This is a genomic window from Pseudomonas putida W15Oct28, assembly GCF_000708715.2.
GTDB lineage: Bacteria > Pseudomonadota > Gammaproteobacteria > Pseudomonadales > Pseudomonadaceae > Aquipseudomonas > Aquipseudomonas putida_R.
Genome location: NZ_JENB01000016.1, coordinates 1 through 26,594 on the forward strand (window position 1 = coordinate 1; position 26,594 = coordinate 26,594).

Below are 26,594 nucleotides of genomic sequence, written 5' to 3' on the forward strand. Positions count from 1 at the left end.
GCTAAATGCGATGCTCAAGACCGGAACGCCCTGGAAGGAGCAAATAGCTCACTCGTAGGAGCAAGCCTTGCTGGCGTTGCCCGGCACAGCCGGGCCTAGGGCGCTACGCCCCCCATCGCCGGCGAGGCCAGCTTCCACAAGAAGACAGTTGCTCCCACAGGGACCGCGCAGGCTTCAGGCTTATGCAGTACCTGTGGGAGCGGCTTTAGCCGCGAACATCGGCGAAGCCGGTGCCATTCACCGCGCTGGGTTCTTCGCGGGCGTGCCCGCTCCCACAGAGACCGCGCAGGCTTCAGGCTTATGCAGTACCTGTGGGAGCGGCTTTAGCCGCGAACACCGGCGAAGCCGGTGCCATCCACCGCGCTGGGTTCTTCGCGGGCGTGCCCGCTCCCACAGAGACCGCGCAGGCTTCAGGCTTATGCAGTACCTGTGGGAGCGGCTTTAGCCGCGAACACCGGCGAAGCCGGTGCCATTCACCGCGCTGGGTTCTTCGCGGGCGTGCCCGCTCCCACAGAGACCGCGCAGGCTTCAGGCTTATGCAATACCTCTGGGAGCGGCTTTAGCCGCGAACACCGGCGAGGCCGGTGCCATTCACCGCGCTGGGTTCTTCGCGGGCGTGCCCGCTCCCACAGAGACCGCGCAGGCTGGCCGGTGCCATTCACCGCGCTGGGTTCTTCGCGGGCGTGCCCGCTCCCACAGAGACCGCGCAGGCTTCAGGCTTATGCAGTACCTGTGGGAGCGGCTTTAGCCGCGAACACCGGCGAAGCCGGTGCCATCCACCGCGCTGGGTTCTTCGCGGGCGTGCCCGCTCCCACAGAGACCGCGCAGGCTTCAGGCTTATGCAATACCTGTGGGAGCGGCTTTAGCCGCGAACACCGGCGAGGCCGGTGCCATCCACCGCGCTGGGTTCTTCGCGGGCGTGCCCGTTCCCACAGGGACCGCGCAGGCTTCAGGCTTATGCAGTACCTGTGGGAGCGGCTTTAGCCGCGAACACCGGCGAAGCCGGTGCCATCCACCGCGCTGGGTTCTTCGCGGGCGTGCCCGCTCCCACAGAGACCGCGCAGGCTTCAGGCTTATGCAGTACCTGTGGGAGCGGCTTTAGCCGCGAACACCGGCGAAGCCGGTGCCATCCACCGCGCTGGGTTCTTCGCGGGCGTGCCCGCTCCCACAGAGACCGCGCAGGCTTCAGGTTTGCCTTTAAGTTACGTTCAACCGAACAGGTTCAGCCCCAGCGCAAACACAGCCACCGCCAGCGCCGCCAGCGGCACGGCATTGCGCCCCAGATACGCCGCCCAGTCGGTCCCGGTCAATTGCTGTAATTGCAGCTCGCATTCACGCTGGCGCTCAGCCTGGCTGGCCAAACGCGTCTCGACGCTGTCGACGCGCTGAGCCTGGGTGCTGGTTGCCAGCGCAAGCCTCTTCAATGCCGTCGTCACCGTGGTAGACAACGCTTCCCGTGCCAGGTTGCTGGCGGCAAGCTGCTCCTGGTACTGCTCAAGGCTCTTGCGGATCGCCCCTTCCTTCTGCACGCGGGCCAGGGTACTTGCCACCAGCTTGCGGTTCTGCACCTCGGCACTGGCCTGCAACGCGGCCATTTCGATTGCATGCTGGCCTTGCACACTTGCCAGGCGCTCCACCTCTTGCCTGCACAAGGCATGACCATCGGCCAGCGCCAGCAGTTGGTCGAGCTGTTGCCTGAGTTCGCGCAACACCCTCAGTGGGCCGTGCGGGTCGCCATCCGGGTTCGCGGCGTCTGCGTGCAAGCGTTCGATTTCACCCGCCAGCGCATCGTTGAGGCCACGCAGTACCTTGTTATCGGAAGCCGCGTCCAAACTGCCAAGGGTGGTCTCGATCACCCTGTCCACAATCGGGTTCGCGAGCGGGGTCAGAGTGCCGTGTTCGTATAGCTGGTTCATCAATTCTTATCCGGATACAGCGGTAAGGGGCGGAAAGCTATCAAATTGGCATCATTGGATCCACTGATGAACGAGAGAATTGAGTGGTTGATCAGGTAACGAGGCGGTCTGCAATGCGTGGCCGCGCACAGGAAGGGTACCTGCCCAGCGACCCCGTAATGTGCCGTTGCATGCGCCTCAATCAAGGCTCAGCCAAGGCTTCAGTTCGGCCCGGTTCGCCAGCACCAGCTGCTGCGCTTCGGGCCTTGCGTCGTGCATGTTGGGGTTCACCCCGAAGCGCTTCACCACATACTTGACCAATGCCTGCGAGCTCCCCACCACCAATTGCCCGTCGGTCATGCCGTAGTCCACCTCGATGATGGCCCGCTGCGCGGGTGTCAGGCGTTCATCCGGCTTGAAGATCACATCGACCGGTGTGTTCCATTCCACGTCCTGGTCGATACCGTTCTCGGTCTGCTCATCATGTACATCCGGCACACCGCGCAAGCGGCTGAGTACAAAGTCGCGGTACATGCGGTTCTTTTCGCAATAGGCCCGCACATGCCAGCGCATGCCGGTGTACACCAGCGTATGCGGGGCGATGGTGCGTCCGTCCAGCTCGGGGCTGTTGAACGACACGTAGTCGATGTCCAGGCGGCGCTTCTCACGGCAGGCCTTGAGCAGCGGTCGCAAGACCTCCGGTTTAACCGAGCGGTCGGGCACCTTCAGCACTTCGGTGTGGGCATAGGCCAAGGCCAGGCCTTCGATATGCGGGGCGCGTTCGTTGTTCTGGTTGAGCAGGTCGAGGTAGGCGCTGGCGCTGTCGTCGATGAACAGCGGCTTGAACTGTCGGGTCGGGACATAGCCTTTGATCTGCTTGTCGTAGACCAGGTTTTTCGAGGCGTAGTCATTGATATAGGTGTTGATGTCCTTCGACGCCTGCTGGCGGCTGATGCCGAAACTCTGGATCAGGTGATTGGTGGTCAGCCGACCTTCCCACCAGACCACCGTCTCGATCAACCGGTAGCGCAGGGCCAGGTCCCAGCGGGTTTGCTCCATGCGTTGCGTGCGTTTCATGTGGGCTCCTGAAAGGTTGGCAACGAGCATCATGATAAATGACGTGTCGCCTGATCATACATATCCACCTGCTTGCCTATCAAGCCAGCCAGATATGTAAAGTAAACAGGCACATGCTGACGAACACGCCCATCGCCTGCCTCATGCAGCGCTGTTGCCGCCAAAGGCTTGGCCAGCACGGCGTCGCGGGCAGCGCATGATATCAAATGGCCTTGCGCACTCATCATGGCCTCCCCAAAGAAGCCGTTCGGATATGCACCATTGCTTTACCTGTACAAGTCTCCATTATCGACATGTAGCCAAAGTAGACATATCGTTTCGCTTGCCGGCAAACTGCCACCACCCAAGGAAGCGTCACATGGAAGCCATCGAAATCTCTCTGCTGGGCATCTGCGGCATCACCCTGCTACTGGTGTGCCTGCAGCACGCTCGCCAAGGCGAGATGTGGGACCTGCTGCACGGCGACCGTGAGCTGGAGCGCTCCGCTCGCATCCATAAACAGGAAAACCGCGAGTTGCACTCTGCACTGCGTGCCGAGCGCGAGCATGTGAGCCAGTTGCAGCGCCAGGTTCAGGTGCTGCTCGGACTGGTACCGGAGGCCTGAGGGCTTTCGTCACCGCGCAGGCGTACACTTGCCCTCAGCACAGGCTCAGGAGTTGCTCAATGCCCTACCCCATCGAACAGAAACTGGTCATTGGCGTTGCCTCGAGTGCGCTGTTCGACCTCACCGTCTCGGACGACATCTACAAGACCGAGGGCGTCGAGGCGTACCGCCATCACCAGCAGCAGAATTTGGACGAGCCATTCCCCAAAGGCGTGGCGTTCCCGTTCATTCGCCGCTTCCTGAGCATCAACCAGGCCTTCCCCGAGCAACTGCCGGTTGAAGTGGTGCTGCTCTCGCGCAACTCGCCGGAAACCGGCCTGCGGGTGTTTCGTTCGATCAACCACTACCAGCTGGACATCACCCGCGCGGCCTTCATGTCGGGCCGCTCGCCCTACGAGTACATCCCGGCATTCAATGCCTCGCTGTTCCTCAGCGCCAATGAGGAAGACGTGCAGAAAGCCATCGATGCCAACTACCCGGCCGGGCGGGTACTGCCGACGCGCATCTACGACGACGAGATCGACACCGAATTGCGGGTGGCTTTCGACTTCGATGGCGTGATTGCCGACGACGAGGCAGAGAGCGTGTACAAGCGCAACGACAACCTGGATGACTTTCAGGAGCACGAGCGCGTGCACAAGGGCATTCCGCATTCGCCAGGGCCGCTGGCGGACCTGTACCGCAAGCTTTCGCTGATACGCATGCTGGAGGACCGCAAGCTGGCCGAGAACCCGGACTACAAGCGGATCTTGCGGATTGCCATTGTCACGGCGCGCAATGCGCCTTCACATGAGCGGGTGGTGACGACGTTGAAGGACTGGGGGGTGTCGCCGGACGAGTGCTTCTTTCTTGGCGGAATGGAGAAGCCCAGGGTGCTGTCGATCCTGAAGCCGCATGTGTTCTTCGACGACCAGCGCAGCCACCTGCAGTCGCCGGCGGGGGATTTGCCGATGGTGCATGTGCCGTTCGGGGTGGCGAACAGGGGGCGTTCAACGACGCGCTCCCCGCTCGACACGCCCGTGCAGGAACAGGACGACACCGGCGTTACCGGTGCCATCCAGCCTGTTTAGCGCGCAACTTCCTCGACCGGGGCATTGGCGGTCGGGCGGCTACGCTGCCCCAGCAACGCACGCGCCGCCAATGCCGCCACCACCAGGCCAGGTGACGCCGCCAGCAGCAGGCCGCCTACACCTGCCCCCGCCGCCAGGATCTGCCCTGCGGCCAACGGCCCGGCCATCGACCCCAGGCGCCCTACCGCCACCGAAGCGCCCACGCCGGTCGCGCGCACCTGGGTCGAATACAACGTCGGCGCCAGCGCGTACAGCACCAATTGCCCGCCGATGGCGCAATAGCCTGCGGTAAACCCGGCCAGCAACATCAGGCCAAACGTGCTCGACAACCCCAGGCCCGCCAGCGAGACAAGCATGCCGGCATAAGCGATGAGCACGGCCCGTCCGGCGAAGCCCCGGTCCATCATGCGACCGGTGAGGAACGAACCTGCAGCGCCCCCCAGGTTGAACAGAATCTGCACCGCGCCCGCCTGTGGCCGGCTGTAGCCTTGCCCGATCAGCAGAGACGGCAACCAGTTGAGCAGCATGTAGAGCACAGTAAGCGTGAAGAAGCACGCCACCCACAGCAACAAGGTGCGGCTTGCCTGGCCCGGCCCGAACAGCTGGGCCAGCATGCCGTTGCCGGCTGCGCTGGCAGCAGGCTGGGCACGAAACGCCTGGGACTCCTTCAGCCATACCATCAGCACGAAGGCAATCGCGATGGGGGCAATACCGCCCACATAGAACACCGTCCGCCAGCCTTCGCCCAGCCCGGCCATGCCGATGACCGACGCAATCGCCCCGCCCAGAGGCACGCCGCAGTAGGTCAGGCTCACCGCCGTGCTGCGCAGGCGCTCTGGCGCGGCTTCGCTGGCCAGGGCAATCAGGATCGGCAAGGCGGCCCCCAACCCCAAGCCGGTCATCAGGCGCGCAATCAGCAGCGAGGTGTACGTCTCAGCATGGGCGGTACCCAGCGAGAAGCCGCCGAACAGCAGTACCGCAACGATCAATATGGCCTTGCGGCCAAGCCGGTCGGCCAGCCAGCCGCCGATGAACGCCCCCGGCAGCAGCCCCAGTAGCCCGGCACTGAACACCCAGCCAAGCATGGCCGGGGTTAGCGCGAACTCCTTGGCCATGTGCGGCGCAGCAACCCCGGTGGCCTGAAGGTCCAGCCCTTCCAGCAGCGCCACCAGAAAACACAGGCCGATGGTAAGCACCGGCTTGCTTGAAGATGAGGATGAATGACTCATGTGTGGCCCCTTTTGTTGTTATGGGTCGGGAAGTCAAAGCCTGAACGTGGCACGCAAGGAAACGAACGAGGAGTCTTCGCCGCCGGCTTCCTTGATGGCAGCACCGACGTCGTAGTACTTCATGTCGAGATCCAGCGTGAGGTTGGGTGTCGCCAGCCATCGGGTGTTCGCGCGGTAGATGGTGCCCACATGGCGGCCGGTGCCACGGGTGTTGGCCAGCAGGCTCATGCCGGGCATGTACACACCATCCTCTTCGCGCTGCTTCCACACTTCGAGCACGCCTTGCTCGAAGCGCACCGTGCGCCAAGGGGAAAAGCCGAACGTGGGCCCGACCACGATCACGTTACTCAAGGTGGTCAGGCTGGCCTCACCGTAAACACCGTTACGCGGGTACAGCGGGTCGAAGGTGCCGACCTTGCCGTCGCCCGGGTCGCTGTCACCGCTGGCGGCGTCGGCACGCATGCCCAGCCGAGGCTGCCAGGGGTGGTCGAAGGTGTAGCCGCTGTCGCTCGACACCGCCCAGGCACGGATCGAGGCGCCGCCCAGGTGGCCACCCTGCCCGGCCAGGTTCCAGCTCCAGTCAAGGGACTGATAGCGGCCGAACAGGCGTGTGCCGTAGGTGTAGCGCTGCTCGTCCCCCGTCTCGCCAGCCAGGCTGCGGTCGTCGGTTTCCAGGCCGAAGGCAAACAGGTCCATGTTCCACACGGCCGTCAGCGGCAAGGTGCCGTACAGGCCGTAGAACTTCACCGCATTGTTGCTGCCGTCATCCCAGCTGTCTTCACCTGTTTTCAAAGGCCTGACAGCGAAGGCGTCGAGCTTGCGCCCGTCCTTGAGATTGAGGCTGGCACGCACGCCGTCGAAGCTCAGGCGCAGGTTGGGCACATCTCGGTAAGTGACGAACACCTGGTCGCCAAAAGCCATCTCCTGGCGCCCGACCCGGGTGGTGTAGCGCCCTGCGGCAAAGTCGTGGTTGAAGTCGATGAATGCCTGGCGGATTTCATTCCGGCCTTCGTCATTGGGTGAGTACAGGTCTTTGCCGAACGCCCGGGTGTTCTCCACCTGCACGAAGGTACGCAGGGCATCATCGAACAGGTGCAGGTCGGCATGGGCTTGCAACCGTTGCAACAGGTAGGAATCGTCTTTCAGGCCACGCAAGCCGAAGAAAGGCTGGTTCAGCGCATCGGCGCGGTAACGCGCCTCGGCCCCCAGCTGCAGCCAGGCCGACTCGGACAAACGATGGTAGCGCAGCCCGTCGAACGGGTCGCTGGCCTTGGCGGGGTCATCCAGAAAACGGTAGTCCTCGACCCAGCGCGGCGCGCCGGGCCGGCCTGGCCGGCTGTCTTCAAGCGGGCTGGCCGCTTGCACGTACTGGCACAGCGAAAGCAGCACAACGGGCACCAACGCCCGGTTCAACGGCCTCGTCATCAGAATTTCCCTTTACTTGTTTTTATAAAATTGGATAACTCTGTTAACGATTATTTTTGTTAATCATCTTGCCGTCAATAGCCAATCGACGCCCGCAAGTGGCACGCGCCATTCTGCGTTCGCTGATCGAACACTAATGCGCACAGGGGCTGCGACAAGGCAACATTGGTGGCTAGTATTTGTTCTGCGCGGTGTCTGATCCGCCGTCGTACGTGCAAAATCACTCATTAAAACAACAAGAGCACCCACATGAACTGCCTCAAACCCCTTGCCGCCCTCGGCCTGCTCATGCTCGGCGCCAGCCAGGCGATGGCTGCGCAAACAGTTAAGCAACCAAACATTATGCTGATCGTCGCCGATGACCTCGGCTTTTCCGACCTGTCCGCGCTGGGCAGCGAAATCCAGACCCCGCACCTGGACAAGCTGCTGGCCGACGGCCGCCTGATGCTGGACTTTCATGCCGCGCCCAGCTGCTCCCCCACCCGGGCAATGCTGATGTCGGGCAATGACCCGCACATTGCCGGGCTGGGCATGATGGCCGAAGCACGCAAGCGCCTGCCGGCCGGCGCCGAAGTGCGTGCGGGCTATGAAGGCGTGCTCGGCGCCAACGTCGCCACCCTGGCCGAACTGCTACACGATGCCGGTTACCGCACCTACATTTCCGGCAAATGGCACCTGGGCATGCAGCCCGCGCAGCAGCCGCAAAACCGCGGCTTCGACCAGGCCTACGTGCTGCTGGAAGGGGGTGCTGCGCACTTCAAGCAAGCCAACATGGACTTGCAGTCGAACTACAGCGCAACATTCCAGCACAACGGCAAACCCATCGAACTGCCCGACGACTTCTACTCCAGCACCTGGTTCACGGACCGCCTGATTTCCGCCATCGACGAAGGCAAGGCCAGCCAAAAACCCTTCTTTGCCTTCGCCGCCTACACCGCGCCACACTGGCCGTTGCAGGCGCCGGACAAATACCTGGCGCAGTACCGCGGCCGGTACGATCAGGGCTACGAGGCCATTGCCCACGAACGCCTGGAGCGCCAGCGCAAGGCCGGCCTGGTGCCAGCGGGCTTCCCGCTGCAAGCGCAACTGGAGGGTGTGCCGAGCTGGGCGTCACTGACCGTTGAGCAGCAACGCCAGTCAGCGCGCACCATGGAGGTATACGCAGCCATGGTCACCGCCCTGGATGCCGAAGTCGGTCGGCTGGTAGATCACCTGCGCAAGGCCGGCGAGCTGGATAACACGCTGATCCTGTTCATGTCCGACAACGGGCCGGAAAACGCTACCCGCGTCGACCCGAACTGGATCAAGCAGCATTTCGACAACAACCTGGACAACTACGGCAAACGTGACTCGTTCCTGATGATCGGCTCGGCCTGGGCCCAGGTCAGCGCCCTGCCCAGCCGCCGCTACAAGATGACCACCTACCAGGGCGGCATCCGCGTGCCCGCCTTCGTCTACTACCCGGCAACGATCAAGCCCGGGCGCAGCGAAGAACTGGCCAGTGTCAGGGACATCATGCCTACCCTGCTGCAACTGGCGGGTGCCCCCATGCCCGGCATCAAGTACCGGGAACGCGATATCGTGCCGCCGCAAGGCACCTCGGCCCTGGGCTACCTGCAGGGCCAGGACACGCGGATTCACGCCGAGGACGAAGCCCTGGGCTGGGAAATCAACGGCAGCGCCTCGTTGCGCAAAGGCCCGATGAAACTGCTGTGGGATGCCACCGATGGCAAGCCGGCCTGGCACCTGTACGAACTGCGCAAAGACCCGGGTGAGCACCACGACATCGCTGCCGATCACCCCGAGCAGGTCGCCAGCATGCTGCGCGACTGGAAGGCGTATGCGCAGCGCAGCAATATCGTGACCGACGCCGATGGCCGCCCTGCAAGCCCAGCCAAACCGGCCAGCCCGGCCGTGGCCAGCAAGCAATGATTGCCCGAGTAGCCGGCTGCGCACTGGTCGCCGCCGGCCTGCTCGCCGTGGGCTACAGCGCCTGGCCAGAAGCCCCGTCGCCCGTGCTGCTGTGCAACGGCTACAGTGGCCTGCCCGCTGCGCGCCAGGGCGCCTGGCTGGACGGCATGGTGCGCTTGCCAGGCGGCACGTTCAGCTTTGGCTCGGACCGCTTCTACGACGAAGAAGGCCCGGCACATATGGCGAGCGTGTCGGGCTTGCAGATCGATGTGCATCCGGTCACCAACGCCCAGTTTGCACGCTTCGTAGCCGCTACCGGTTACCTCACCCATGCCGAGCGGGGCATCAGCCTAAAGGACGACCCCACCCTTCCCGAGCACCTGCGGGTGCCTGGCGCGATGGTGTTCCAGCAAGGGCCGGAGGTGCTCAGCCCTGGCTGGCAGTTCATGCCTGGAGCGAGTTGGCGGCACCCGCAGGGCCCCGGCAGCAGCGTGGCGGGGCTGGAAAACCACCCGGTGGTGCAGGTGGCGCTTGAGGATGCCGAGGCGTATGCACACTGGGCCGGGCGCAGGCTGCCCACCGAGGCCCAGCTGGAATACGCCATGCGCGGTGGCTTGCAGGATGCCGACTTCAGCTGGGGCACAACGGAATTGCCCAAAGGGCAGATCATGGCCAATACCTGGCAGGGCCAGTTTCCCTATCACAACGCGGCAGCCGACGGTTTCACTGGCACCTCACCGGTGGGCTGCTTCCCGACCAACCGGTTTGGCCTGTTCGATACTGGGGGGAATGTGTGGGAACTGACCCGAACGGGCTATCGCCCTGGCCACGACCCGCAGCGTGACGCCGCCCTCGACCCGCCAGGCCCCACCCTGGACGAAAGCTTTGACCCCGCCGAACCCGGGGTGAAAGTGGCCGTGATCAAGGGCGGGTCGCACCTGTGCTCGGCAGACCGGTGCATGCGCTACCGGCCCTCGGCGCGGCAACCGCAGCCGGTGTTCATGGCAACCTCGCACGTGGGGTTCAGAACGGTTCGTGAATAAACGGCAAAGGTGATGCGGCCGCTTCGATGGCCGCCACCTGCCGGTCGAAATCGGGCAGCAGGTAGTCGAAGAAGTAACGGGCACTTTCCTGCTTTTCCAGGCGCTGCGGCGCATCTACCGGCAGCGCCTGAATGCAGCGGCACGTGCGGGCCCAGGCATAGGCCTGCAAGGCTGTGCCGCACAGTTGCAGGAAGTCGCCCGCAGCCCGGTACGGGTACTCGGGGTCGTCCGCTGCGCTGACCCGCACCTTGGTAACCACCACTTCCAGCGTGTCGCAAACCCTGCGCAACGCATCGCCCGCCTCGCCTGCGCCAGTTTCCTCCCGCAGCTCGACCAGCAGCAGCGCAAAGCCTTCACCCCCATCGCCCAGCACCTTGCGTAGCAGCAGGTCGTTGGCCTGCACTTCGTTGGTGCCTTCGTAAATCATCGCAATACGGCTGTCGCGCAGCGTTTGCTCGATGGCGAACTCGCAGGTATAGCCATAGCCGCCGAACACCTGCAGCGCCTTGCTGGCCAGGTTGAAACCGAGGTCGGTGAACACGGCCTTGATGATGGGCGTCAACAGCGCTGCCAGTTTCGAGGCTTTGGCCCGTTGTGCAAGGTCAGCTGATGCATCGGCAATATCCAGCCAGTGCGCTGCCCAGTAGCCCAGGGCCCGCATGCCTTCGGTGCGCACCCGCAGCTCCAGCAAGATTCGGCGCATGGCAGGGTGCAGGTGAATGGGGTCGGCAGCGCCCTTGGGCTGCCCCGGTGCATTCATCTGCCGGCGCTCCAGGGCATACTCCCTGGCGTACTGCCACGCCGCCTGCGCATGCGCCAGCCCCTGCAGGCCGACATGAAGCCTGGCCGAGTTCATCATCACGAACATGGCGGCCAGGCCACCGTGGGCCTGCCCCACCAGCCAGCCGCTGGCCCCCTCGAACCGCAGCGCGCAGGTGGCGCTGCCGCGAATACCCAGCTTGTGCTCTAGGCCATCGCAGTGCACGGCATTGCGCTGGCCATCGTCCAGCCATTTAGGCACCAGCAGCAGCGACAAGCCACGGCTGCCCGCCGGCGCATCCGTTAGCCGCGCCAGCACCAGATGCACAATGTCGTGTGTCAGGTCGTGGTCGCCGCCAGAGATGAACAACTTGTTGCCGGTGACGGCGTAGCGGCCGTCGCCCATGGGTTCGGCGCGACAACGCAGCAAGCCGAGGTCACTGCCGGCCTGAGGCTCGGTCAGGCACATGGTCGGCAGGGTTTCGCCGCTGACGATGCCCGGCAGATAGCGCGCCTGCAGTTCATCAGACGCATGGGTTTTCAGGCACAGGTAGGCGCCATGGGCGATGCCGGTGTACATGGCCCAGCCGTGGTTGCTGGCGAACAGCATCTCCTGCAAGGCAGCGTCCAGCACCAGGGGCAGCCCTTGCCCGCCGCGTTCGGGGGCGCAGGCCAGCGCTGGCCAGCCGCCCTCGACATAGGCACGATAGGCTGCCGCAAAACCCTCCGGCGTACGCACATTACCGTCTTCAAGGCGGCAGCCTTGGCGATCACCCGTTGCATTCAGCGGGGCCAACACCTGTTCACTGAAGCGGGCGGCCTCTTCCAGCACTTGTGTGGCCAGGTCGAGATCAAGCTCTTCATAGCGTGGCATTGCCTGCCAGGCCTGCTCGGCCCGCAGCCAGTGTTGCAGCACGAATTGCATGTCCAGCAAGGGCGCCTTCCAGAGCATGGGATACCTCGCGTTCAAGCCGTGAATTGAGGGTTTTCGATCAGCAGCGCCATGCCTTGGCCACCACCGATGCAGGCGGCAGCGATCCCGTAGCGCAGGCCGTCCTGGCGCAGTTGCCGAGCCAGGGTGTGTACCAGCCGCAGGCCGGTGGCGGCCAAGGGGTGACCCAGGGCGATGGCACCCCCATGGACGTTGAGTTTTTCCACATCGAGCTGCAGCGCCCGGGCCACCGCCAGCACCTGGGCAGCCTGGGCCTCGTTGATTTCGAAACGGTCGATCTGTTCCAGGCGCAGGCCGCTGCGCTCCAGCAGCAGCGCGATGGCCGGAGCAGGCCCGATGCCCATGGTGTGCGGTGATACGCCAACTGCCGTGGCCATCAACAACCGCGCCAACGGCAGCCGGGTACAGGCTGAGTAGCGCGCGACCACAGCGGCAGCGGCGCCATCGACCACTGCACAACTGTTGCCAGCCGTTTGTACACCTTCACTGTGCACGGCACGCAGCCGGGCCAACGCTGCTGCATCAGTCGTCCGTGGGTGGCTGTCCCGGCTGATTTCGCTTACGCCGCGGGGCATTTCGATCCCGCGTGGCAAGCAGCCTTCAACGTCGAATGTCTCAGCCGTAACACCGACGATTTCCTCATCGAACCAGCCCTGCTGCTGGGCGTGCAAGGCGCGCTGGTGGCTGCGCAAGGCCCAGGCATCCACAGCTTCACGGTGCAGGCCGTACTCACGCGCCAGGTTGTCTGCAGTACCGATCATGTCCACGCCGGCAGCGGGGTCGTACAGCGCTTCCCAGAGAAAGTCCTTGAAACCGACCGGCGCCCCCAGCCGAAAACCGTTACGGTGTTCGTAGGCCGCAACCGGGTTGCGCGACATCGACTCGGCGCCCACGCACAGCACCTGCTGCGCGCCACTGCGCAGTTGCTCGCCGGCCTGGCGCAACAGTTCAAGGCCGGTGCCGCAGATACGCTGCACCGCCAGCGCCGGGACGGCCTGCGGCACACCGCAGTACAAGCCCACATGCCGCGGCAGGAAGTAGGCATCGAAACTGGCCTGGGCCATGCTGCCGGCGAGCACGCTGTCGACCGCCTGCGGGGCGATACCTGCCCGAGCCAGCACCGCACGCCCGGCCTTGATCCCCAGGTCGATGGGCGACACAGCGGACAGTGCGCCACCCAGGTCTACCCAGGGGGTGCGCACCATGTCCACAATGGCCGCGTCATCGAACGTAGTACACAGGCCGGTACTGCTCATGGCCGACCCTGTGCGAGCAGCTGGGTCGGGCCTTCGCCGCGGTACAGCGCGTCTACCTGCGCGGCCCGCCGCTGCAGCACAGCACGCTGGTTGATCGAACCCTTGTCGGTGATTTCGCCCGCGTCGATCGACGGCGGCTCTTCGAGCAGCGCCAGCCACTCGATGCGGCTGGCGTTGCCCTGGGCGTCACGGTTCAGGCGCGCCAGCCAGGCGGCAAACCAGTTGCGCACCGTGTCACTGCCCAGCACCTCGGCATCGCTGGCATCGGCCGGCAGGCCAGCAAGTGCCCGGCACTCGGGCAAACGCGGGAACACCAGCACCCCCAGGCACTCGCGGTCCGGCGCGGTTACCACGATGTCCTGCACATAGGGCGAGCCTTCCAGCACCGCACGGTTGCGTAGCGGGCCGACACTGACGAATACCCCGGACGACAATTTGAAGTCCTCGGCGATACGGCCATCGAACATCAGGCCCTGCTCGGGCTGCTGCAGGTCGGCGAGCTTCAGTGCATCGCCCGAGCAGTAGAACCCCTCCTCGTCAAAGGCCTCGGCGGTTTGCTGCGGCGAACGCCAGTACCCCGGCATGATGTGCGGGCCACGAAAGCGCGCCTCCAGCTTGTCGGCCTGGGGCACCAGCTTCACTTCGCAACCCGGCGCCGGCAGCCCCACATAACCGGCCATCGACAACGGCCCGGTGGTGAAGGTGCAGGACGGCGCCGCTTCGGTCATACCGAGGCCAGCCATCATGCGGATACGCTCGCCACAGTGCTGCTCGGCGATCCGGTCCAGGCGGTCCCACACGCTTTGCGACAGGCCCGCGGCGGCGAAGAAAAACAGCTTGATGCGGGCGAAGAACACGTCACGCAACTGGGCGTCCTGCTCCAGTGCCTTGGCCAGTTCTTCCCAGCCCTTGGGCACGGTCAAGTAGGCCGTTGGCGAGATTTCGCGCAGGTTGCGCAAGGTTTCGCCGAAGCCTTGCGGGGTGGGTTTGCCCGCGTCCAGGTAAAAGCTGCCGCCGTTGTACAGCACGATGCCAAGGTTGTGGCTGCCGCCAAAGGTGTGGTTCCAGGGCAGCCAGTCCACCAGCACCGGCGGCTCTTCAGCGAACACCGGGAAGGTTTGCAGCAGCATCTGCTGGTTGGCACACAGCATGCGCTGAGTGGTGATCACCGCCTTGGGCAGTTTGGTGGAGCCCGACGTGAAGAGGAACTTGGCGATGGTGTCGGGCCCGGTTGCGGCAAACGCTGCATCGCCAGCAGCGGTGTCGCAGGGTTGCAGCAGGCTGTCGAAGCTCAAATGCCGACGCCCCGGCGCTTCGCCGCGCATGCTGACCACGGGTACCGAGGCATCAAGCACGGCATCGAAGGCGCGCAGAAACGGCTGAGTATCGGTGGTGAACACCAGGCCGGGGGTTAACACCTGGCACACATGCCGCAGCTTGGCAAAGTCCTGCGACAGCAGCGCATAGGCCGGCGATACCGGGCAATACGGGATGCCGGCATACATCGCACCCAGCGCAATCTGCAGATGCTCGATGTCATTGCCGGAAAACAATGCCAACGGCCGCTCGGCGCTCAGGCCGAAGCCCAGCAGGTGGGTTGCGATGGTGCGCACCTGGCTGAGCATTTGCGCATAGGTGACCTCGCGCCAGGCGCCGTCAGGCTCACGCGCGGCAATAAAAATTGTATCGGGGCGCATCTGCGCCCAGTGCAGCAGCCGGTCGAGCAAACGCGCAGGCAGCGGCGCCAGGGGCTCGACCGGCTGCATGCGCAGGATGCCGTCGGCTTCACTGACCTGCACCTGAGGGTGCCCGATGGACACCTGCCGGTAGGGCGGGCATTGGCCAGGGTCGGACGACCGTAAGCGGGCTTCGGTATTCACGCAGGTTGCTCCTTGTTCTTGTTGTACATCCTGCCGCCGCCCGGCCCTGCCGGTGGCGGCCAATCGCGTGTTGCTCAGATGGGATAATGCCGCGGGCCATGCTGCAGGGTGACCCAGCGCAACTGGGTGAACTGGTCGATGGCCGTGCGGCTGCCGAAGCTGCCGTAGCCGCTCGACTTGACCCCGCCAAACGGCATCTGCGCCTCGTCGTGCACGGTCGGGCCATTGATATGGCAGATGCCCGACTCCACCCGCTGGGCCAGGGCCAGCGCCCGGCTGGTGTCGCGGCTGAAGATGGCCGACGACAGGCCGAACTCGGAGTCGTTGGCCAGCTTCAGCAGGGCCTCGTCACCCTCAGCGCGCAACACCACCGCCACCGGCCCGAAAGACTCCTCGCCATACAGGCGCATGCTGCTGTCGACGTGGTCGAGCAGGGTCGGCTGCAGGATGCTGCCCTCCAGCTGGCCGCCGCACACCAGGCGTGCGCCCTTGGCCACCGCATCATCGATCAGGGCTTTGATGCGCTCACCGGCCGCGCCGCTGACCAGCGAGCCGAGCACTGACGTGCTGGCCTGTGGGTCGCCGGCGCGCAGCCCGGCCACCTTCACCGCCAGCTTGTCGACGAAGGCGTCGGCGATGCGGCTGTCCACCACCAGCCGCTCCGTGGACATGCAGATTTGCCCCTGGTTGAAGTAGGCGCCAAACGCTGCGGCTTCGACGGTAGCGTCCAGGTCAGCGTCGTCCAGTACCAGCAACGGGGCTTTGCCGCCCAGCTCCAGCAAAGCTGGCTTGAGGTGCCGGGCGGCCAGCTCACCGACAATGCGCCCGACGTGGGTGGAACCTGTGAAGTTGACGCGGCGCACGGCCGGGTTGGCAATCAACCGCTCAACGATGGCCGGGGCGTCCTCCGGGGCGTTGCTGATCACGTTGACCACACCGTCGCCCAGGCCTGCATCGTGCAGCACCTGGCCGATCAGCCGGTGCACGGCCGGGCTCAGCTCCGAGGCCTTGAGCACCACCGTGTTGCCGCACGCCAGTGGCATGGCGATGGCGCGGGTGCCAAGGATGACCGGGGCGTTCCAGGGGGCGATGCCCAGCACCACGCCACAAGGTGCGCGCAAGGCCATGGCGAAACTGCCGGGCACATCCGAGGGGATGACTTCGCCGGTAATCTGCGTGGTCATGGCGGCAGCTTCGCGCAGCATATTGGCGGCCAGTTTCACATTGAAGCCATACCAGTTGGCCATGGCCCCGGTTTCACCCGCCGCCGCGATAAACTCGTTTGCCCGCGCCTGCAGCAGGTCCGCGCCGGCCAGCAGACGGCTGCGACGCTCGCCGGGCGCCAAGGCGGCCCAGGCCGGGAACGCGGCACTGGCAGCGGCTATCGCCGCATCGGCATCGTCCAGCGTGGCGGCGGCGACTTGCGACACCACTTCACCGGTGACCGGGTTGCGGCGTTCGAAGGTACGTCCATCGCTGGCGGGGCGCGACCGCCCGCCTATCAGCAAAGGCACCTGCAACATGCTTATTCCTCTTGTTGTACTTATCGGGAATATCCGCAGGCTGTGGCCGGTGATGGCCCAGCCCGCCTGAACTCAGCGCTTGTAGGCCTGCAGGCCCGGCTTGATGCTCTTGTCATCGAGGAACTGCTTCATGCCCTGCTCGCGCCCACCTTCGGTGTCCAGCAGGCGGGACTGGTCGAGTTTGGCGTACAGGTAGTCTTCGTTCTGCTCCCAGGTCAGTTCGCGGCAGCGCTTGAAACCGTTCTTGGCCGCACGCAGCACCACCGGGTTTTTTTCCAGCAGGTTAAGCGCCAGTTCGCGGGTGACGTCGCGCAATTGCGCCAGCGGCACGCTTTCGTTAACCAGCCCCATCTCGGCAGCCTTAGGCCCGCCGAAGGTTTTGCCAGTCATGATGTAGTACAGCGACTGGCGGTGGCCAACGGTATCGGCCATGGCTTTGCTGACCAGGTTGCCCGGCGGGATGCCCCAGTTGATTTCCGACAGGCCAAAGGTGGCTTCGTCGGCACAGATGGCCAGGTCGCAGGCCACCAGCGGGCTGAAGCCGCCGCCAAAGCACCAGCCGTTGACCATGGCGATAGTCGGCTTGGCATACATGCGCAACAGCCTCCATTGCCATTGCGAGGCATCGCGGCGGATTTTTTCCTGGAGAATTTCCGGGCCGGCGTCCACCTCACGGAAGTATTCCTTCAGGTCCATGCCTGCGGTCCACGATTCACCCGCGCCGGTCAGCACCAGCACGCCGGCTTCGCCGTCCTGCTCCAGGGTTTCCAGCACGTCGACCATTTCCCGGTTCAGCGTGGGGCTCATTGCATTGCGCTTTTCCGGGCGGTTGAGGGTGACCCAGGCAATGCCCGACTCCAGTTCGACCTTCACGGTAGCCCAGCGGCCTTCGTATTTGCTCATGGTTCTGCACTCTTGTTGTTCGAGGTGGTGAACACCAAGCTAAGCGAGCAAATTAGTTATGTCAATTAACCATTATGAAAATTATCTTTTTCTTCACAGCCTGTGTGGCGGTTATTTCCCAGTCACTCCCCTAGCCGGATGACGCCAAGGCAGGCAGACTGGGTAACTTTCTTATCCATGAGCCAGGAGCCTGCACCCCATGGCAAGGTCTGCCCGCACTACCGAAACCGCTTCCATGCCCGCTGCTGCTGCGGATGGGGTGCTTGAAGACTTGATCGGTTACGCCCTGCGCCGCGCCCAATTGAAGCTGTTTCAGAACCTTATTGGCCGGCTTTCGGCACACGACCTGCGCCCGGCGCAGTTCTCGGCGCTGGCAGTGATCGAGCAGAACCCTGGGCTGATGCAGGCGGACCTGGCGCGGGCACTGGCGATCGAGCCACCCCAGGTGGTGCCGCTGCTGAACAAGCTGGAAGAACGCGCCCTGGCCGTGCGCGTGCGGTGCAAGCCGGACAAGCGCTCTTACGGGATCTTCTTGAGCAAGGCGGGAGAAGCGCTGCTCAAGGAGCTGAAGCAGATCGCCAGGGACAGCGACCGCGAGGCGACCTCGGCGCTGGATGATGAGGAGCGGGATCAGTTGTTGCGGTTGTTGACCAAGATCTATAAGGAGTGAGGCGGCCGTTGCGACCCGCAGTCACCACCTTCACAATACGCAACATGCATTTTTTAAATTTTAAACAACGCAATAAATTCCAATCAATAATATTAGCTTAGACAAAAAAAGTATTTTAAAACCATTTTTCATAGAGATATGTTCTCACCAGACCGACCCCTGACTGGTGGAGGCAAAGGAACCTAATACCTCCTTCAGCCTCAGGTCACCTCACCCGGCTCCGGTATCCAGGTATCCGAAATCCCATTCGATGCTGGTTACCTGGAAGCTGCAGCATGAAGCCTTTGCCCTACCCTGTTCGCCATCACCTGTCCGCCGCCGTTGCATTCGCCCTCTTCACGCCCACGGCCTTTGCCGAGCCTGCCGAAACGCCAGGCAACAAGTTGCCGACGGTTACCGTCACGGCGGAGCACCGTGAAGAAAACCTGCAAAAAACCCCGCTGGCGATCAGTGCCTTCGACGAGCGCACCCTGCAGGATGCGCAGATCAACAACGTGCGCGACCTGTCCGGGCGGGTGCCCAACCTCACCCTGAACCGCCAGTCCATTTCCTACAGCGCACAAACCTACGGCATACGCGGCATTGGCGAGACCGACCCGATCCAGGAAGCTGCCGTTGCGGTGTACGCCGACGACTTGTACATCCCGCGGGCGATTTCCTCGATGCTGGACTTCAACGATGTTGAGCGCGTCGAGGTACTGCGTGGCCCGCAAGGCACCTTGTACGGGCGCAACAGTGCAGCCGGCGCGATACGGGTGATCACCCGCGACCCGACCCAGCAGGCCCGCGCCTTCGTCGAGCTGGGTGCCGGCAACTACAACGCACAGAACGGCCGCCTGCTGGTCAGCGGGCCACTGGTGGACAACACCCTGTTCGGCAGCTTCTCGGCGATCCGCCTGACCCGCGACGGCACTGTGTACAACCGCACTCGTGACAAAGACGTCAACAACATCGACATCCAGTCCTACCGCGGCAAGCTGCGCCTGGCCCCGCAGGATTCGCCCTGGGACGTGCAACTGACCCTGGCCGGCACTTTCGACCGCGGCGATACCACCAGCTATACGCCCTTCAACCCGGCCAACGGCCATTTCGACAAGTTCAAGACCTACAGCAGCCTCGACCCGAAGAACAAACTGGACCAGGGCAGCGCGGTGCTGCGTGCGATCTACAACATCGATGACCACCTGAATTTCAAGTCGGTCACGGCCTGGTCGGAATTCGACCAGCCGGTGGACTACGACAACTCCGGCCAGGCCAACAGCGGCACCGCGTCGCCGATCCAGAACAACCTGATCACCTACAAGCAGCGCTACGCCACCCAGGAGTTCCAGCTCAACGGCGAATACGACAGGTTCAGCTACACCCTCGGTGTGTACCTGTACAAGGAACGCTTCCGCGCCGAGCGCGACAGCCTGACCTTTTCGGTGGCGCAAAACCGGGTCAATGCCAGCGGCCAATACAGCACCACCGATACCGAAAGCTACGCGTTGTACGGTCAGAGCAATTACAAGCTGACCCCTCGCCTGTCACTCACCACCGGCCTGCGCTACACCCACGAGCACAAGAACTTCGATTACACCAACTACGCCATCACCACCGACCGGGCAATCACCGGCACCAACTTCGCTGCCGAAACCAGCGATTCCTGGGCATCCCTCAGCCCCAAGATTGGCCTGGAGTACGCCTGGAGCGACAACCTGGTGCAGTACGGCTATGTGGCCAAAGGCTTCAAGGCCGGCGGCTTCGACAACCGCGCGCCAACCCGCGCCGCTGCCGAGCAGGGCTTTGACCCGGAAAACGTCACCACCTATGAGGTGGGCTTCAAGGGCGACTTTGCCGATGGCCGCCTGCGCAGCAACATCGCCTTCTTCTACAACGACTACGACGACCTGCAGACCAATGCCTGGGACCCGGCCATCAGCGCCAACCTGCGCACCAACGTCGGCAGTGCCCACACCTACGGCGTGGAGCTGGAAAACACCGTGCTGCTGGCCCGCGACCTGCGCCTGACCGCCAACCTGGGCTACCTGAAAAGCCAGTACGACGACTTCCAGAACGCCAGTGGCCCGGGCGTGAGCGCCGACGGCAAGAAAATGATCTTTGCGCCGGAATGGAACGCCAGCCTTGGCCTGAACTGGACAGTGCCCGTCAACCTGCCGGGTGAGCTGGTGGCCAACACCGACTACCAGTACCAGACCCACTCCTACGCCAACCCGCTTAACGCCGACATCTACGAAGTACCTGCCCAGGGCTTCTGGAATGCCAGCACCAGCTATGCCAGCGCAGACGGCCACTGGACCACCACCTTGTCGGTGAAGAACCTGCTCGACCGCGCCTACCCGCAAAGCATTGCCTACTCGGCCGCCAGCCGCACCGCCTACTACTCGGTCAACGACCCACGCACCGTGCTGCTGAGCGTGCGCTACGAGCTGTAGCGCCGCCCTGAACGGACTCACTTTCCACTTGCAAGGAGAACACACCATGGGCTTGACCCGTAGAGACCTTATTGCCCACCTGATGGCCGCCGGCAGCTACGGCGCCGCGCTTGGCAGCCTGTCCGCGCTGGGCCTGTTGCCCACCGCGGCCACGGCCAGCACCTTCCAGCCGCTGGGGCTGCCGGCCACGTCCGGCAACGGCAAGCGCGTGTTGGTGGTGGGGGCTGGCATCAGCGGCCTGGTGGCGGCCTATGAGCTTGGCAAAGCCGGTTTTGATGTGCGCGTGCTGGAAGCCCGCGAACGAATCGGCGGGCGCGCCTGGACGCTGCGCAACGGCGACGAGGTACTGCACAATGACGGCAGCCGCCAACAGGTGCGTTTCGACAACGGCCACTATTTCAATGCCGGCCCCGCACGCCTGCCCAGCCACCACCTGACCATCCTCGGCTACTGCCGCGAGCTGGGCGTGCCGCTGGAAGTGCTGGTCAACAGCAGCCGCAACGCCCTCGCCCAACCCGACCTTACGCAGCCACCGTTGCTGCTGCGCCAGGCGGTCAATGACACCCGTGGGCACCTCAGCGAACTGCTGTCGCGCAGCATCAGCGGCAAAGCGCTGGACAAGCAACTGGACACCGGCGACCAGAAGGCCTTGCTGGACTTTCTCAAGGTGTACGGCGACCTCGACGAGCAGCGCCATTACAAGGGTTCGGTCCGCGCCGGCTACACCCGCTTCGCCGGGGCGGGCGACCAGACCCCGATCCAGCGCCAGCCCGTGGCACTCAAGCAACTGCTCAACCCTAACCTGATGCTGCCGCTGGTGTTCGACGAGATCCCGGAGTTTTCCGCCACAATGTTCCAGCCAGTCGGCGGCATGGACCAGATTGCCAAAGCCCTGTACGCCAAGGTGCAGAACAAGGTGCAGCTGCATGCCGAAGTGCAGGCGATCCGCACTGGGGACAACGCCAGCCAGGTCACCTGGCGTGACCGACGCAGCGGCAAGACTCAGGTAGAAACGGCCGACTACGCCATCGTCACCATTCCCCTGCCACTGCTGGCCCGGGTCGACCACAACTTTGGCAAGACCACACAGGCGGCCATCGCCCAGGCCAAGCCGGACCTGGCCAACAAGGTGGCGTGGCAGGCACCGCGCTTCTGGGAAAGCGAGTTCCAGATCTACGGCGGGCTCTCCTACATCAACCACGAAGCGCGGCTGCTGTGGTACCCCAGCGACCACCTGAACAGTGCCCAGGGCATCCTGGTGGGCACCTACAACACCGGCGAAGTGGCGCGCACATTTGCCACGCGCTCGACAGAGCAGCAACTGGCGTCGTCGCGCCAGGCCGTGGAGTCGCTGCACCCGGGCCATGCCGGCAAGTTGCAGCGCGGGGTGGCGGTGAACTGGTCGAAGGTGCCGTTCAGCGAGAGCCCGTGGATTGTCCACGACGTGCTGGCCGAGCCCGGCTACTCCCACCTCAACCAGCCCCAGGGCCGCACCTGGCTGGCCAGCGATGCACTGGCGCATGGCGGGGTGGGCATCTGGCAGAACAGTGCTGCGGACTCGGCCCGCCATGTGGTCGGGCAGATCGCCCGGCACGCCCTGCAACAGCAACGCGGCGTCGCCGCCTGAACAAGGAAGCCTTCTGATGAACAATACTGCCCTGCTGCTTGGAGCCTTCATGTCACTGTCCGCACTTACCGCCCAGGCCGACACCATCAAGCGTGTCGACCCGCCAGGCTCGAAGTTCCCCATTTCGCAATTGGTCACCGTGCCGGCCGGGACCTCGCTGACCTTCGTCAGCGGCACCTTGCCCGACGTCGCCGACCCCAAGGCACCACCGCAGACCATTGCCGCCTATGGCAACACCGAAACCCAGACCCGCTCGGTGCTGAAAAAGATCCAGGCCGCCCTGCAAAGCCAGGGCCTGGGGCTGGGTGACGTGGTACAGCTGAGGGTGTTTCTGGTAGGCGACCCGGCCACCGAAGGCAAGCTGGATTTTGCCGGGCTGCAAGCCGCCTACACCGAATTTTTCGCCACCGCCGAGCAACCGAAAAAGCCAACCCGCACCGCCTTGCAGGTGGTGGCCCTGCCCCTGCCGGGCGCCCTTGTCGAGATCGAAGCGGTCGCTGCAAAAGCGCCCTGATACGCCGTTAACTCATTTCCCCTATTGCTTGCCTGCCGGGCCCACCCGGCGGGCGGCCCCTGTGCACCCGCTGTTCGACAGCGCTCATGGAGAGCGAACATGCTTCACGCCTTGAAACTGCCCAGCCCGCGCCTGCAACCCGCACTGCTGACCATGGCCCTTGGCACCACCGGCCTGGCCGCGCCGGATGCATTTGCCGAAAGCACTGCCCAGGCCACCGCCCCGTCACAGCTGGGTACCGTGATCGTCACCGGCAACCGCGGCTCGGAAAAACGCACGGTCACCACCAGCCCGGTGCCGATCGATGTGATCAGCGCCAAGCAACTGCAGCAAACCGGCAAGCCCGGCCTGATGGAAGCCCTCAGCGCCAGCGTGCCGTCCTTCACCCTGCCGGAGAAGACCGGCTGGGACGCCAGCGGCATGGCCCGTGCGCCCAGCCTGCGCGGGCTGAACGCGGCCCAGGTGCTGGTGCTGGTAAACGGCAAGCGCCGCCATACCAGCGCCACCCTGAACATCAGCGGCATCCAGGCGGGCGCAGCGCCCACCGACCTTGACCTGATCCCCATCAGCCTCATCGACCACGTCGAAGTGCTGCGCGATGGCGCAGCCGCCCAGTACGGCTCCGACGCCATTGCCGGGGTGATCAACGTGATCCTCAAGGCCGACGCTTCCGGCACCTCGGTAACCAACGCAGGCCAGGGTTACGACGGCAAGAAGCAGACCGTGCAGCAAGGCTTGAACAAGGGCTTCGAGATCGGCGACAGCGGCATTGTGCAACTGGCCCTGGATGCGCGCAGCCAGAACGATGACAACAAGGCCAGTGCCAACGGCTACAGCTATGCCGAAGCCTTCGACAAGGCCGGCAAGTCAACCTACGGCGGCTACGGCACGCCGAAGATCAACCTGCTGACCCTGGGCTACAACGCCGAGCTGCCGCTAAGCGACGACCTGACCCTGTATTCCTTCACCACCTATTCGCACCGCAAGGCGGAGCAGGGCCAGAACTTCCGCCTGCCGACCATCACCAACACCATCACCACCGGCCCCAACGGCTACCCCGGTGGCTACACGCCCACCTGGTACATCGAGGAAGATGATGTGCAGGGGGCCTTCGGCGCCAAGGGCAATGCCGGGGAATGGGCCTGGGACCTGTCCAGCACCTACGGTCGCAACGAGGCACTGCAGGGCACCACGCACAACCAGAACGCCTCGCTGGGCGAGGCCACGCCCAACCATTTTGAATCGGGCACCTGGATTGCCACACAGCTGACCAGCAACCTGGACCTGCAGCGCAGCTTCGACATCGGCCTGGACAAGCCGCTTGACCTGTCCTGGGGCCTGGAACACCGACGTGATACCTATCAAGTGCGCGATGGTGACTGGGCCTCATGGGCCAACGGCGGCTACTGTCGTGCGCCCGGCGACTGCGCGGCATCCGGTGCACAGGTCACCAACGGCATCTCGCCGGACGAAGCCACCAGCACCAGCCGCAACAGCGTGGCCAGCTACATCGACGTTGGCTTCAACCCGCTGCCACAGTGGTACCTGGGCAGCGCGCTGCGCTACGAACACTACAACCGCGGAGTGGGCGCCACCCGCAGCGGCAAGCTGACCACCCGCTACGACTTCACCCCCGAGCTGGCCGTGCGCGCCACGGTAAGCAACGGCTTTCGCGCACCGTCGCTGGCAAACAGCCTGTTCAGCGCCCGCTCGACAACCTACGGCGTGGTCAATGGCGTGTACCAGTCGATCAACTACGGCGTACTGCCGGTGGACTCGGCGGCAGCCAAGGCATTGGGCGCCACCGCACTCAAGCCCGAGCGCTCGACCAACTACAGCCTGGGCCTGACCTACCAGCCTGCCCCGCAGCTGTCGTTTACCGCAGATGCCTACGTGATCAACGTACGTGACCGCATCACCCTCACCGGCACCCTGCTGGGCGACGAAGTGACCCAGGCGCTGCTGGACAACGGCATCGACTCCACCTCTGGCGGGCGCTATTTCACCAACGGCGCCAACACCCGCACCAAGGGCCTGGACCTGGTCGGCAATTTCGACCAGAACCTTGGCAACTGGGGGCAGCTGAAATGGACGGCCGCCTTCAACTGGAACCAGACGCAGATCCTGAGCTACAAGGAAAACGTCACTATCCAGGGCACGGACTACAGCCTGATGAACCGAGAGGCGCGCAACTTCCTCACTGAAGTGCAGCCGCACACCAAGTTGATTCTGGGCGCCAACTGGCAACGTGACCGCTGGACCAGCAACCTCACCCTGACCCGCTACGGGTCCTGGCGCGAAGTGAACTCGGCGACCGACCGCAGCCTGGACCGTGAGTACAAGGCGCGCTGGATCACCGACATCGACGTGGGGTATCAGCTGACCAAAGACCTCAACCTGGCCGTGGGGGCGCAGAACCTGTTTGATGTTTACCCTGAGCGGCAGAACCCCAGCAGCAAGACCATGACCAAGGGGTATGGTGCCTATTCGCCTTATGGTTTTACCGGGGGTTACTACTTCACCCGGCTGACGTACAACTTCTGATGTGCACTGGTGGCGTATTGGGGCTTAGGCATGCGCCGCTTTACCCTGTGGGAGCAACTGTCTAGCATTTCACTCAGGCTACCGCATCACACGGTAGGAGCAGCCTTGTGCTGCGAAGAGGCCATTGCTGTCGAAGATGATCTTTAGCTCTACCGGCCTCTTCGCAGCACAAGGCTGCTCCTGCAGGTCCTGTGCTTGCCTTGGAGTCGACGCCGGCCAAGCGGGAGCGGGATTCATTCGAGACATGAGGCGCACTTTATGAGCCTGATCCCCGGGTTATCTGACAAAGCCTGCGTATTGGTATGTGGTGCGAGCCGAGGTATCGGCCTGGCACTGTGTACGGCGTTGCTGGCCCGCGATGATGTAAGCCGGGTCTGGGCTGTGTCGCGGCACGCCAGCAACGCTGACGGGTTGCTTGCCCTTGCCCGGGCACATGGCGAACGCGTGGTACTGCTGGATTGCGATGCGCGCGACGAGCTGGCGCTGACCGCGCTTGCAAGCGAGGTGGGCCTTGCCTGCCCGCACCTTCACCTGGTTATCAGCACACTCGGCATCCTCCACCAGGAGGGCAGCAAACCCGAGAAGTCGTTGGCCCAACTGGACCTCTCCAGCCTACAGGCCAGCTTCGTCACCAATGCATTCGCGCCGATCCTGTTGCTCAAGCATCTGTTGCCACTGCTGCGCAATCAGCCCGCCACTTTTGCCGCGCTGTCGGCCAGGGTCGGTTCGATCAGCGACAACCGACTGGGTGGCTGGTACAGCTATCGCGCGAGCAAGGCGGCGCTGAACCAGTTGCTGCACACGGCAAGCATCGAACTGAAACGCCTGAACCCGGCCGCCACGGTGCTGGCGTTGCATCCGGGGACTACCGATACCGAGCTGTCGCGGCCGTTTCAAGGGAACGTGCCGGAGGGGAAGCTGTTTGAACCGGCGTTTGCGGCACAGTGTGTGATGGAGCAGGTGGGGCGGCTTGGGCCGTCGGAGAGTGGCAGTTTTTGGGGGTGGGACGGCCAGCGAATCGAATGGTAAGCCAGTAAGTCATGGTCCCCTGCGACACAGGTTGTCGCCCTCTTGGCAAAAGCTATTGCTACCCAGCCAGAGGAAAGAACATGAAAGACCTGTTTGCAGTCATCGGCTTTGCCGTGGTGGTAAGGAAAGGATACGAGTGGTACCGCGAGTACGTTGAGCTCAAGCGCAAAAATGAGCAGCGACAGTGAGCCTGCCGAGCCTGGGCAATACCAATGGCTATAGAAATTGACGCCAAAAAGCGCCATTAA

The 26,594-nt window shown here is 63.9% G+C and carries 20 protein-coding genes; 10 read left to right on the forward strand and 10 right to left on the reverse strand.

The window, feature by feature from the left end; genetic code table 11:
- Positions 1-1,208 precede the first annotated feature (1,208 nt).
- The 3 genes from AK81_RS30665 to AK81_RS29470 form a co-directional block, all read right to left on the reverse strand.
- Positions 1,209-1,595, reverse strand: a complete 387-nt coding sequence (locus tag AK81_RS30665) for a hypothetical protein (RefSeq protein WP_154100789.1) — start codon at positions 1,593-1,595, stop codon at positions 1,209-1,211.
- 498 nt (positions 1,596-2,093) lie between these two features.
- A complete protein-coding gene (locus AK81_RS13280) occupies positions 2,094-2,972 on the reverse strand; it encodes a helix-turn-helix transcriptional regulator (RefSeq protein WP_043199650.1) in 879 nt (292 codons plus the stop codon).
- 29 nt (positions 2,973-3,001) lie between these two features.
- Positions 3,002-3,196, reverse strand: coding sequence for a hypothetical protein (locus tag AK81_RS29470; RefSeq protein ID WP_154100784.1), 195 nt, complete (start codon positions 3,194-3,196; stop codon positions 3,002-3,004).
- 134 nt (positions 3,197-3,330) lie between these two features.
- Here AK81_RS29470 and AK81_RS13285 point away from each other — a divergent pair, with 134 nt between their 5' ends.
- Both AK81_RS13285 and AK81_RS13290 read left to right on the forward strand, forming a co-directional pair.
- Positions 3,331-3,576, forward strand: coding sequence for a hypothetical protein (locus tag AK81_RS13285; RefSeq protein ID WP_043199651.1), 246 nt, complete (start codon positions 3,331-3,333; stop codon positions 3,574-3,576).
- Positions 3,577-3,635: 59 nt separating this feature from the next.
- Entirely contained in the window at positions 3,636-4,646 is a 1,011-nt protein-coding gene (locus tag AK81_RS13290; RefSeq protein WP_043199653.1) for a 5'-nucleotidase, read from the forward strand.
- Here the strand turns inward: AK81_RS13290 and mhpT are convergent.
- Entirely contained in the window at positions 4,643-5,875 is a 1,233-nt protein-coding gene (gene mhpT, locus AK81_RS13295) for a 3-(3-hydroxy-phenyl)propionate transporter MhpT (protein WP_043199656.1), read from the reverse strand. The genes AK81_RS13290 and mhpT overlap by 4 nt on opposite strands.
- A gap of 33 nt (positions 5,876-5,908) precedes the next feature.
- The gene (locus AK81_RS13300; RefSeq protein ID WP_043199657.1) at positions 5,909-7,300 is read right to left on the reverse strand and encodes an alginate export family protein; all 1,392 of its coding nucleotides are present in this window, start codon (positions 7,298-7,300) and stop codon (positions 5,909-5,911) included.
- 249 nt (positions 7,301-7,549) lie between these two features.
- Here AK81_RS13300 and AK81_RS13305 point away from each other — a divergent pair, with 249 nt between their 5' ends.
- Positions 7,550-9,232, forward strand: coding sequence for an arylsulfatase (locus AK81_RS13305; RefSeq protein WP_043199661.1), 1,683 nt, complete (start codon positions 7,550-7,552; stop codon positions 9,230-9,232).
- The gene (locus AK81_RS13310) at positions 9,229-10,254 is read left to right on the forward strand and encodes a formylglycine-generating enzyme family protein (protein ID WP_043199662.1); all 1,026 of its coding nucleotides are present in this window, start codon (positions 9,229-9,231) and stop codon (positions 10,252-10,254) included. Before AK81_RS13305 ends, AK81_RS13310 begins: the two co-directional genes overlap by 4 nt.
- On the opposite strand, the gene AK81_RS13315 is transcribed toward AK81_RS13310, so the two are convergent.
- The 5 genes from AK81_RS13315 to AK81_RS13335 all read right to left on the reverse strand — a co-directional run bounded on the left by AK81_RS13315 (position 10,235) and on the right by AK81_RS13335 (position 17,527).
- Positions 10,235-11,965 carry an acyl-CoA dehydrogenase gene (locus tag AK81_RS13315; RefSeq protein ID WP_043199663.1) on the reverse strand — a complete coding sequence of 577 codons (1,731 nt, stop codon included), beginning with the start codon at positions 11,963-11,965 and terminating at the stop codon, positions 10,235-10,237. The genes AK81_RS13310 and AK81_RS13315 overlap by 20 nt on opposite strands.
- Before the next feature lie 14 nt (positions 11,966-11,979).
- The gene (locus AK81_RS13320) at positions 11,980-13,221 is read right to left on the reverse strand and encodes a thiolase family protein (protein ID WP_043199664.1); all 1,242 of its coding nucleotides are present in this window, start codon (positions 13,219-13,221) and stop codon (positions 11,980-11,982) included.
- Positions 13,218-15,101, reverse strand: coding sequence for a feruloyl-CoA synthase (locus AK81_RS13325; RefSeq protein ID WP_043199665.1), 1,884 nt, complete (start codon positions 15,099-15,101; stop codon positions 13,218-13,220). The genes AK81_RS13320 and AK81_RS13325 overlap by 4 nt, the downstream gene beginning before the upstream one ends.
- Before the next feature lie 74 nt (positions 15,102-15,175).
- On the reverse strand, positions 15,176-16,624 hold the full coding sequence (locus tag AK81_RS13330) for an aldehyde dehydrogenase (protein WP_043199666.1): 1,449 nt from the start codon (positions 16,622-16,624) through the stop codon (positions 15,176-15,178).
- Positions 16,625-16,696: 72 nt separating this feature from the next.
- Complete coding sequence (locus AK81_RS13335) at positions 16,697-17,527, reverse strand: p-hydroxycinnamoyl CoA hydratase/lyase (RefSeq protein ID WP_043199667.1); 831 nt, start codon at positions 17,525-17,527, stop codon at positions 16,697-16,699.
- 199 nt (positions 17,528-17,726) lie between these two features.
- Between AK81_RS13335 and AK81_RS13340 the strand changes: the two genes are divergently transcribed.
- The 6 genes from AK81_RS13340 (at position 17,727) to AK81_RS13365 (ending at position 26,346) form a co-directional block, all read left to right on the forward strand.
- Positions 17,727-18,197 (forward strand): MarR family transcriptional regulator, encoded by a 471-nt coding sequence (locus AK81_RS13340; protein WP_043199668.1) that lies wholly within the window; start codon positions 17,727-17,729, stop codon positions 18,195-18,197.
- 275 nt (positions 18,198-18,472) lie between these two features.
- Positions 18,473-20,632, forward strand: a complete 2,160-nt coding sequence (locus AK81_RS13345) for a TonB-dependent receptor (protein ID WP_043199670.1) — start codon at positions 18,473-18,475, stop codon at positions 20,630-20,632.
- Positions 20,633-20,678: 46 nt separating this feature from the next.
- Positions 20,679-22,259, forward strand: a complete 1,581-nt coding sequence (locus tag AK81_RS13350; RefSeq protein WP_043199672.1) for a flavin monoamine oxidase family protein — start codon at positions 20,679-20,681, stop codon at positions 22,257-22,259.
- 16 nt (positions 22,260-22,275) lie between these two features.
- Entirely contained in the window at positions 22,276-22,773 is a 498-nt protein-coding gene (locus tag AK81_RS13355) for a RidA family protein (protein WP_043199674.1), read from the forward strand.
- Positions 22,774-22,872: 99 nt separating this feature from the next.
- Complete coding sequence (locus AK81_RS13360; RefSeq protein ID WP_081042061.1) at positions 22,873-25,317, forward strand: TonB-dependent receptor plug domain-containing protein; 2,445 nt, start codon at positions 22,873-22,875, stop codon at positions 25,315-25,317.
- Positions 25,318-25,575: 258 nt separating this feature from the next.
- Positions 25,576-26,346, forward strand: a complete 771-nt coding sequence (locus AK81_RS13365) for an SDR family NAD(P)-dependent oxidoreductase (protein ID WP_043199676.1) — start codon at positions 25,576-25,578, stop codon at positions 26,344-26,346.
- The last annotated feature ends 248 nt before the right edge of the window (positions 26,347-26,594 follow it).

Bases quoted from the DNA above. Each gene is read 5' to 3' on its own strand.
- AK81_RS30665 (WP_154100789.1), bottom strand. From the start codon at position 1,595: ATGGCCGCGTTGCAGGCCAGTGCCGAGGTGCAGAACCGCAAGCTGGTG.
- AK81_RS13280 (WP_043199650.1), bottom strand. From the start codon at position 2,972: ATGAAACGCACGCAACGCATGGAGCAAACCCGCTGGGACCTGGCCCTG.
- AK81_RS29470 (WP_154100784.1), bottom strand. From the start codon at position 3,196: ATGAGTGCGCAAGGCCATTTGATATCATGCGCTGCCCGCGACGCCGTG.
- AK81_RS13285 (WP_043199651.1), top strand. From the start codon at position 3,331: ATGGAAGCCATCGAAATCTCTCTGCTGGGCATCTGCGGCATCACCCTG.
- AK81_RS13290 (WP_043199653.1), top strand. From the start codon at position 3,636: ATGCCCTACCCCATCGAACAGAAACTGGTCATTGGCGTTGCCTCGAGT.
- mhpT (WP_043199656.1), bottom strand. From the start codon at position 5,875: ATGAGTCATTCATCCTCATCTTCAAGCAAGCCGGTGCTTACCATCGGC.
- AK81_RS13300 (WP_043199657.1), bottom strand. From the start codon at position 7,300: ATGACGAGGCCGTTGAACCGGGCGTTGGTGCCCGTTGTGCTGCTTTCG.
- AK81_RS13305 (WP_043199661.1), top strand. From the start codon at position 7,550: ATGAACTGCCTCAAACCCCTTGCCGCCCTCGGCCTGCTCATGCTCGGC.
- AK81_RS13310 (WP_043199662.1), top strand. From the start codon at position 9,229: ATGATTGCCCGAGTAGCCGGCTGCGCACTGGTCGCCGCCGGCCTGCTC.
- AK81_RS13315 (WP_043199663.1), bottom strand. From the start codon at position 11,965: ATGCTCTGGAAGGCGCCCTTGCTGGACATGCAATTCGTGCTGCAACAC.
- AK81_RS13320 (WP_043199664.1), bottom strand. From the start codon at position 13,221: ATGAGCAGTACCGGCCTGTGTACTACGTTCGATGACGCGGCCATTGTG.
- AK81_RS13330 (WP_043199666.1), bottom strand. From the start codon at position 16,624: ATGTTGCAGGTGCCTTTGCTGATAGGCGGGCGGTCGCGCCCCGCCAGC.
- AK81_RS13335 (WP_043199667.1), bottom strand. From the start codon at position 17,527: ATGAGCAAATACGAAGGCCGCTGGGCTACCGTGAAGGTCGAACTGGAG.
- AK81_RS13340 (WP_043199668.1), top strand. From the start codon at position 17,727: ATGGCAAGGTCTGCCCGCACTACCGAAACCGCTTCCATGCCCGCTGCT.
- AK81_RS13345 (WP_043199670.1), top strand. From the start codon at position 18,473: ATGAAGCCTTTGCCCTACCCTGTTCGCCATCACCTGTCCGCCGCCGTT.
- AK81_RS13350 (WP_043199672.1), top strand. From the start codon at position 20,679: ATGGGCTTGACCCGTAGAGACCTTATTGCCCACCTGATGGCCGCCGGC.
- AK81_RS13355 (WP_043199674.1), top strand. From the start codon at position 22,276: ATGAACAATACTGCCCTGCTGCTTGGAGCCTTCATGTCACTGTCCGCA.
- AK81_RS13360 (WP_081042061.1), top strand. From the start codon at position 22,873: ATGCTTCACGCCTTGAAACTGCCCAGCCCGCGCCTGCAACCCGCACTG.
- AK81_RS13365 (WP_043199676.1), top strand. From the start codon at position 25,576: ATGAGCCTGATCCCCGGGTTATCTGACAAAGCCTGCGTATTGGTATGT.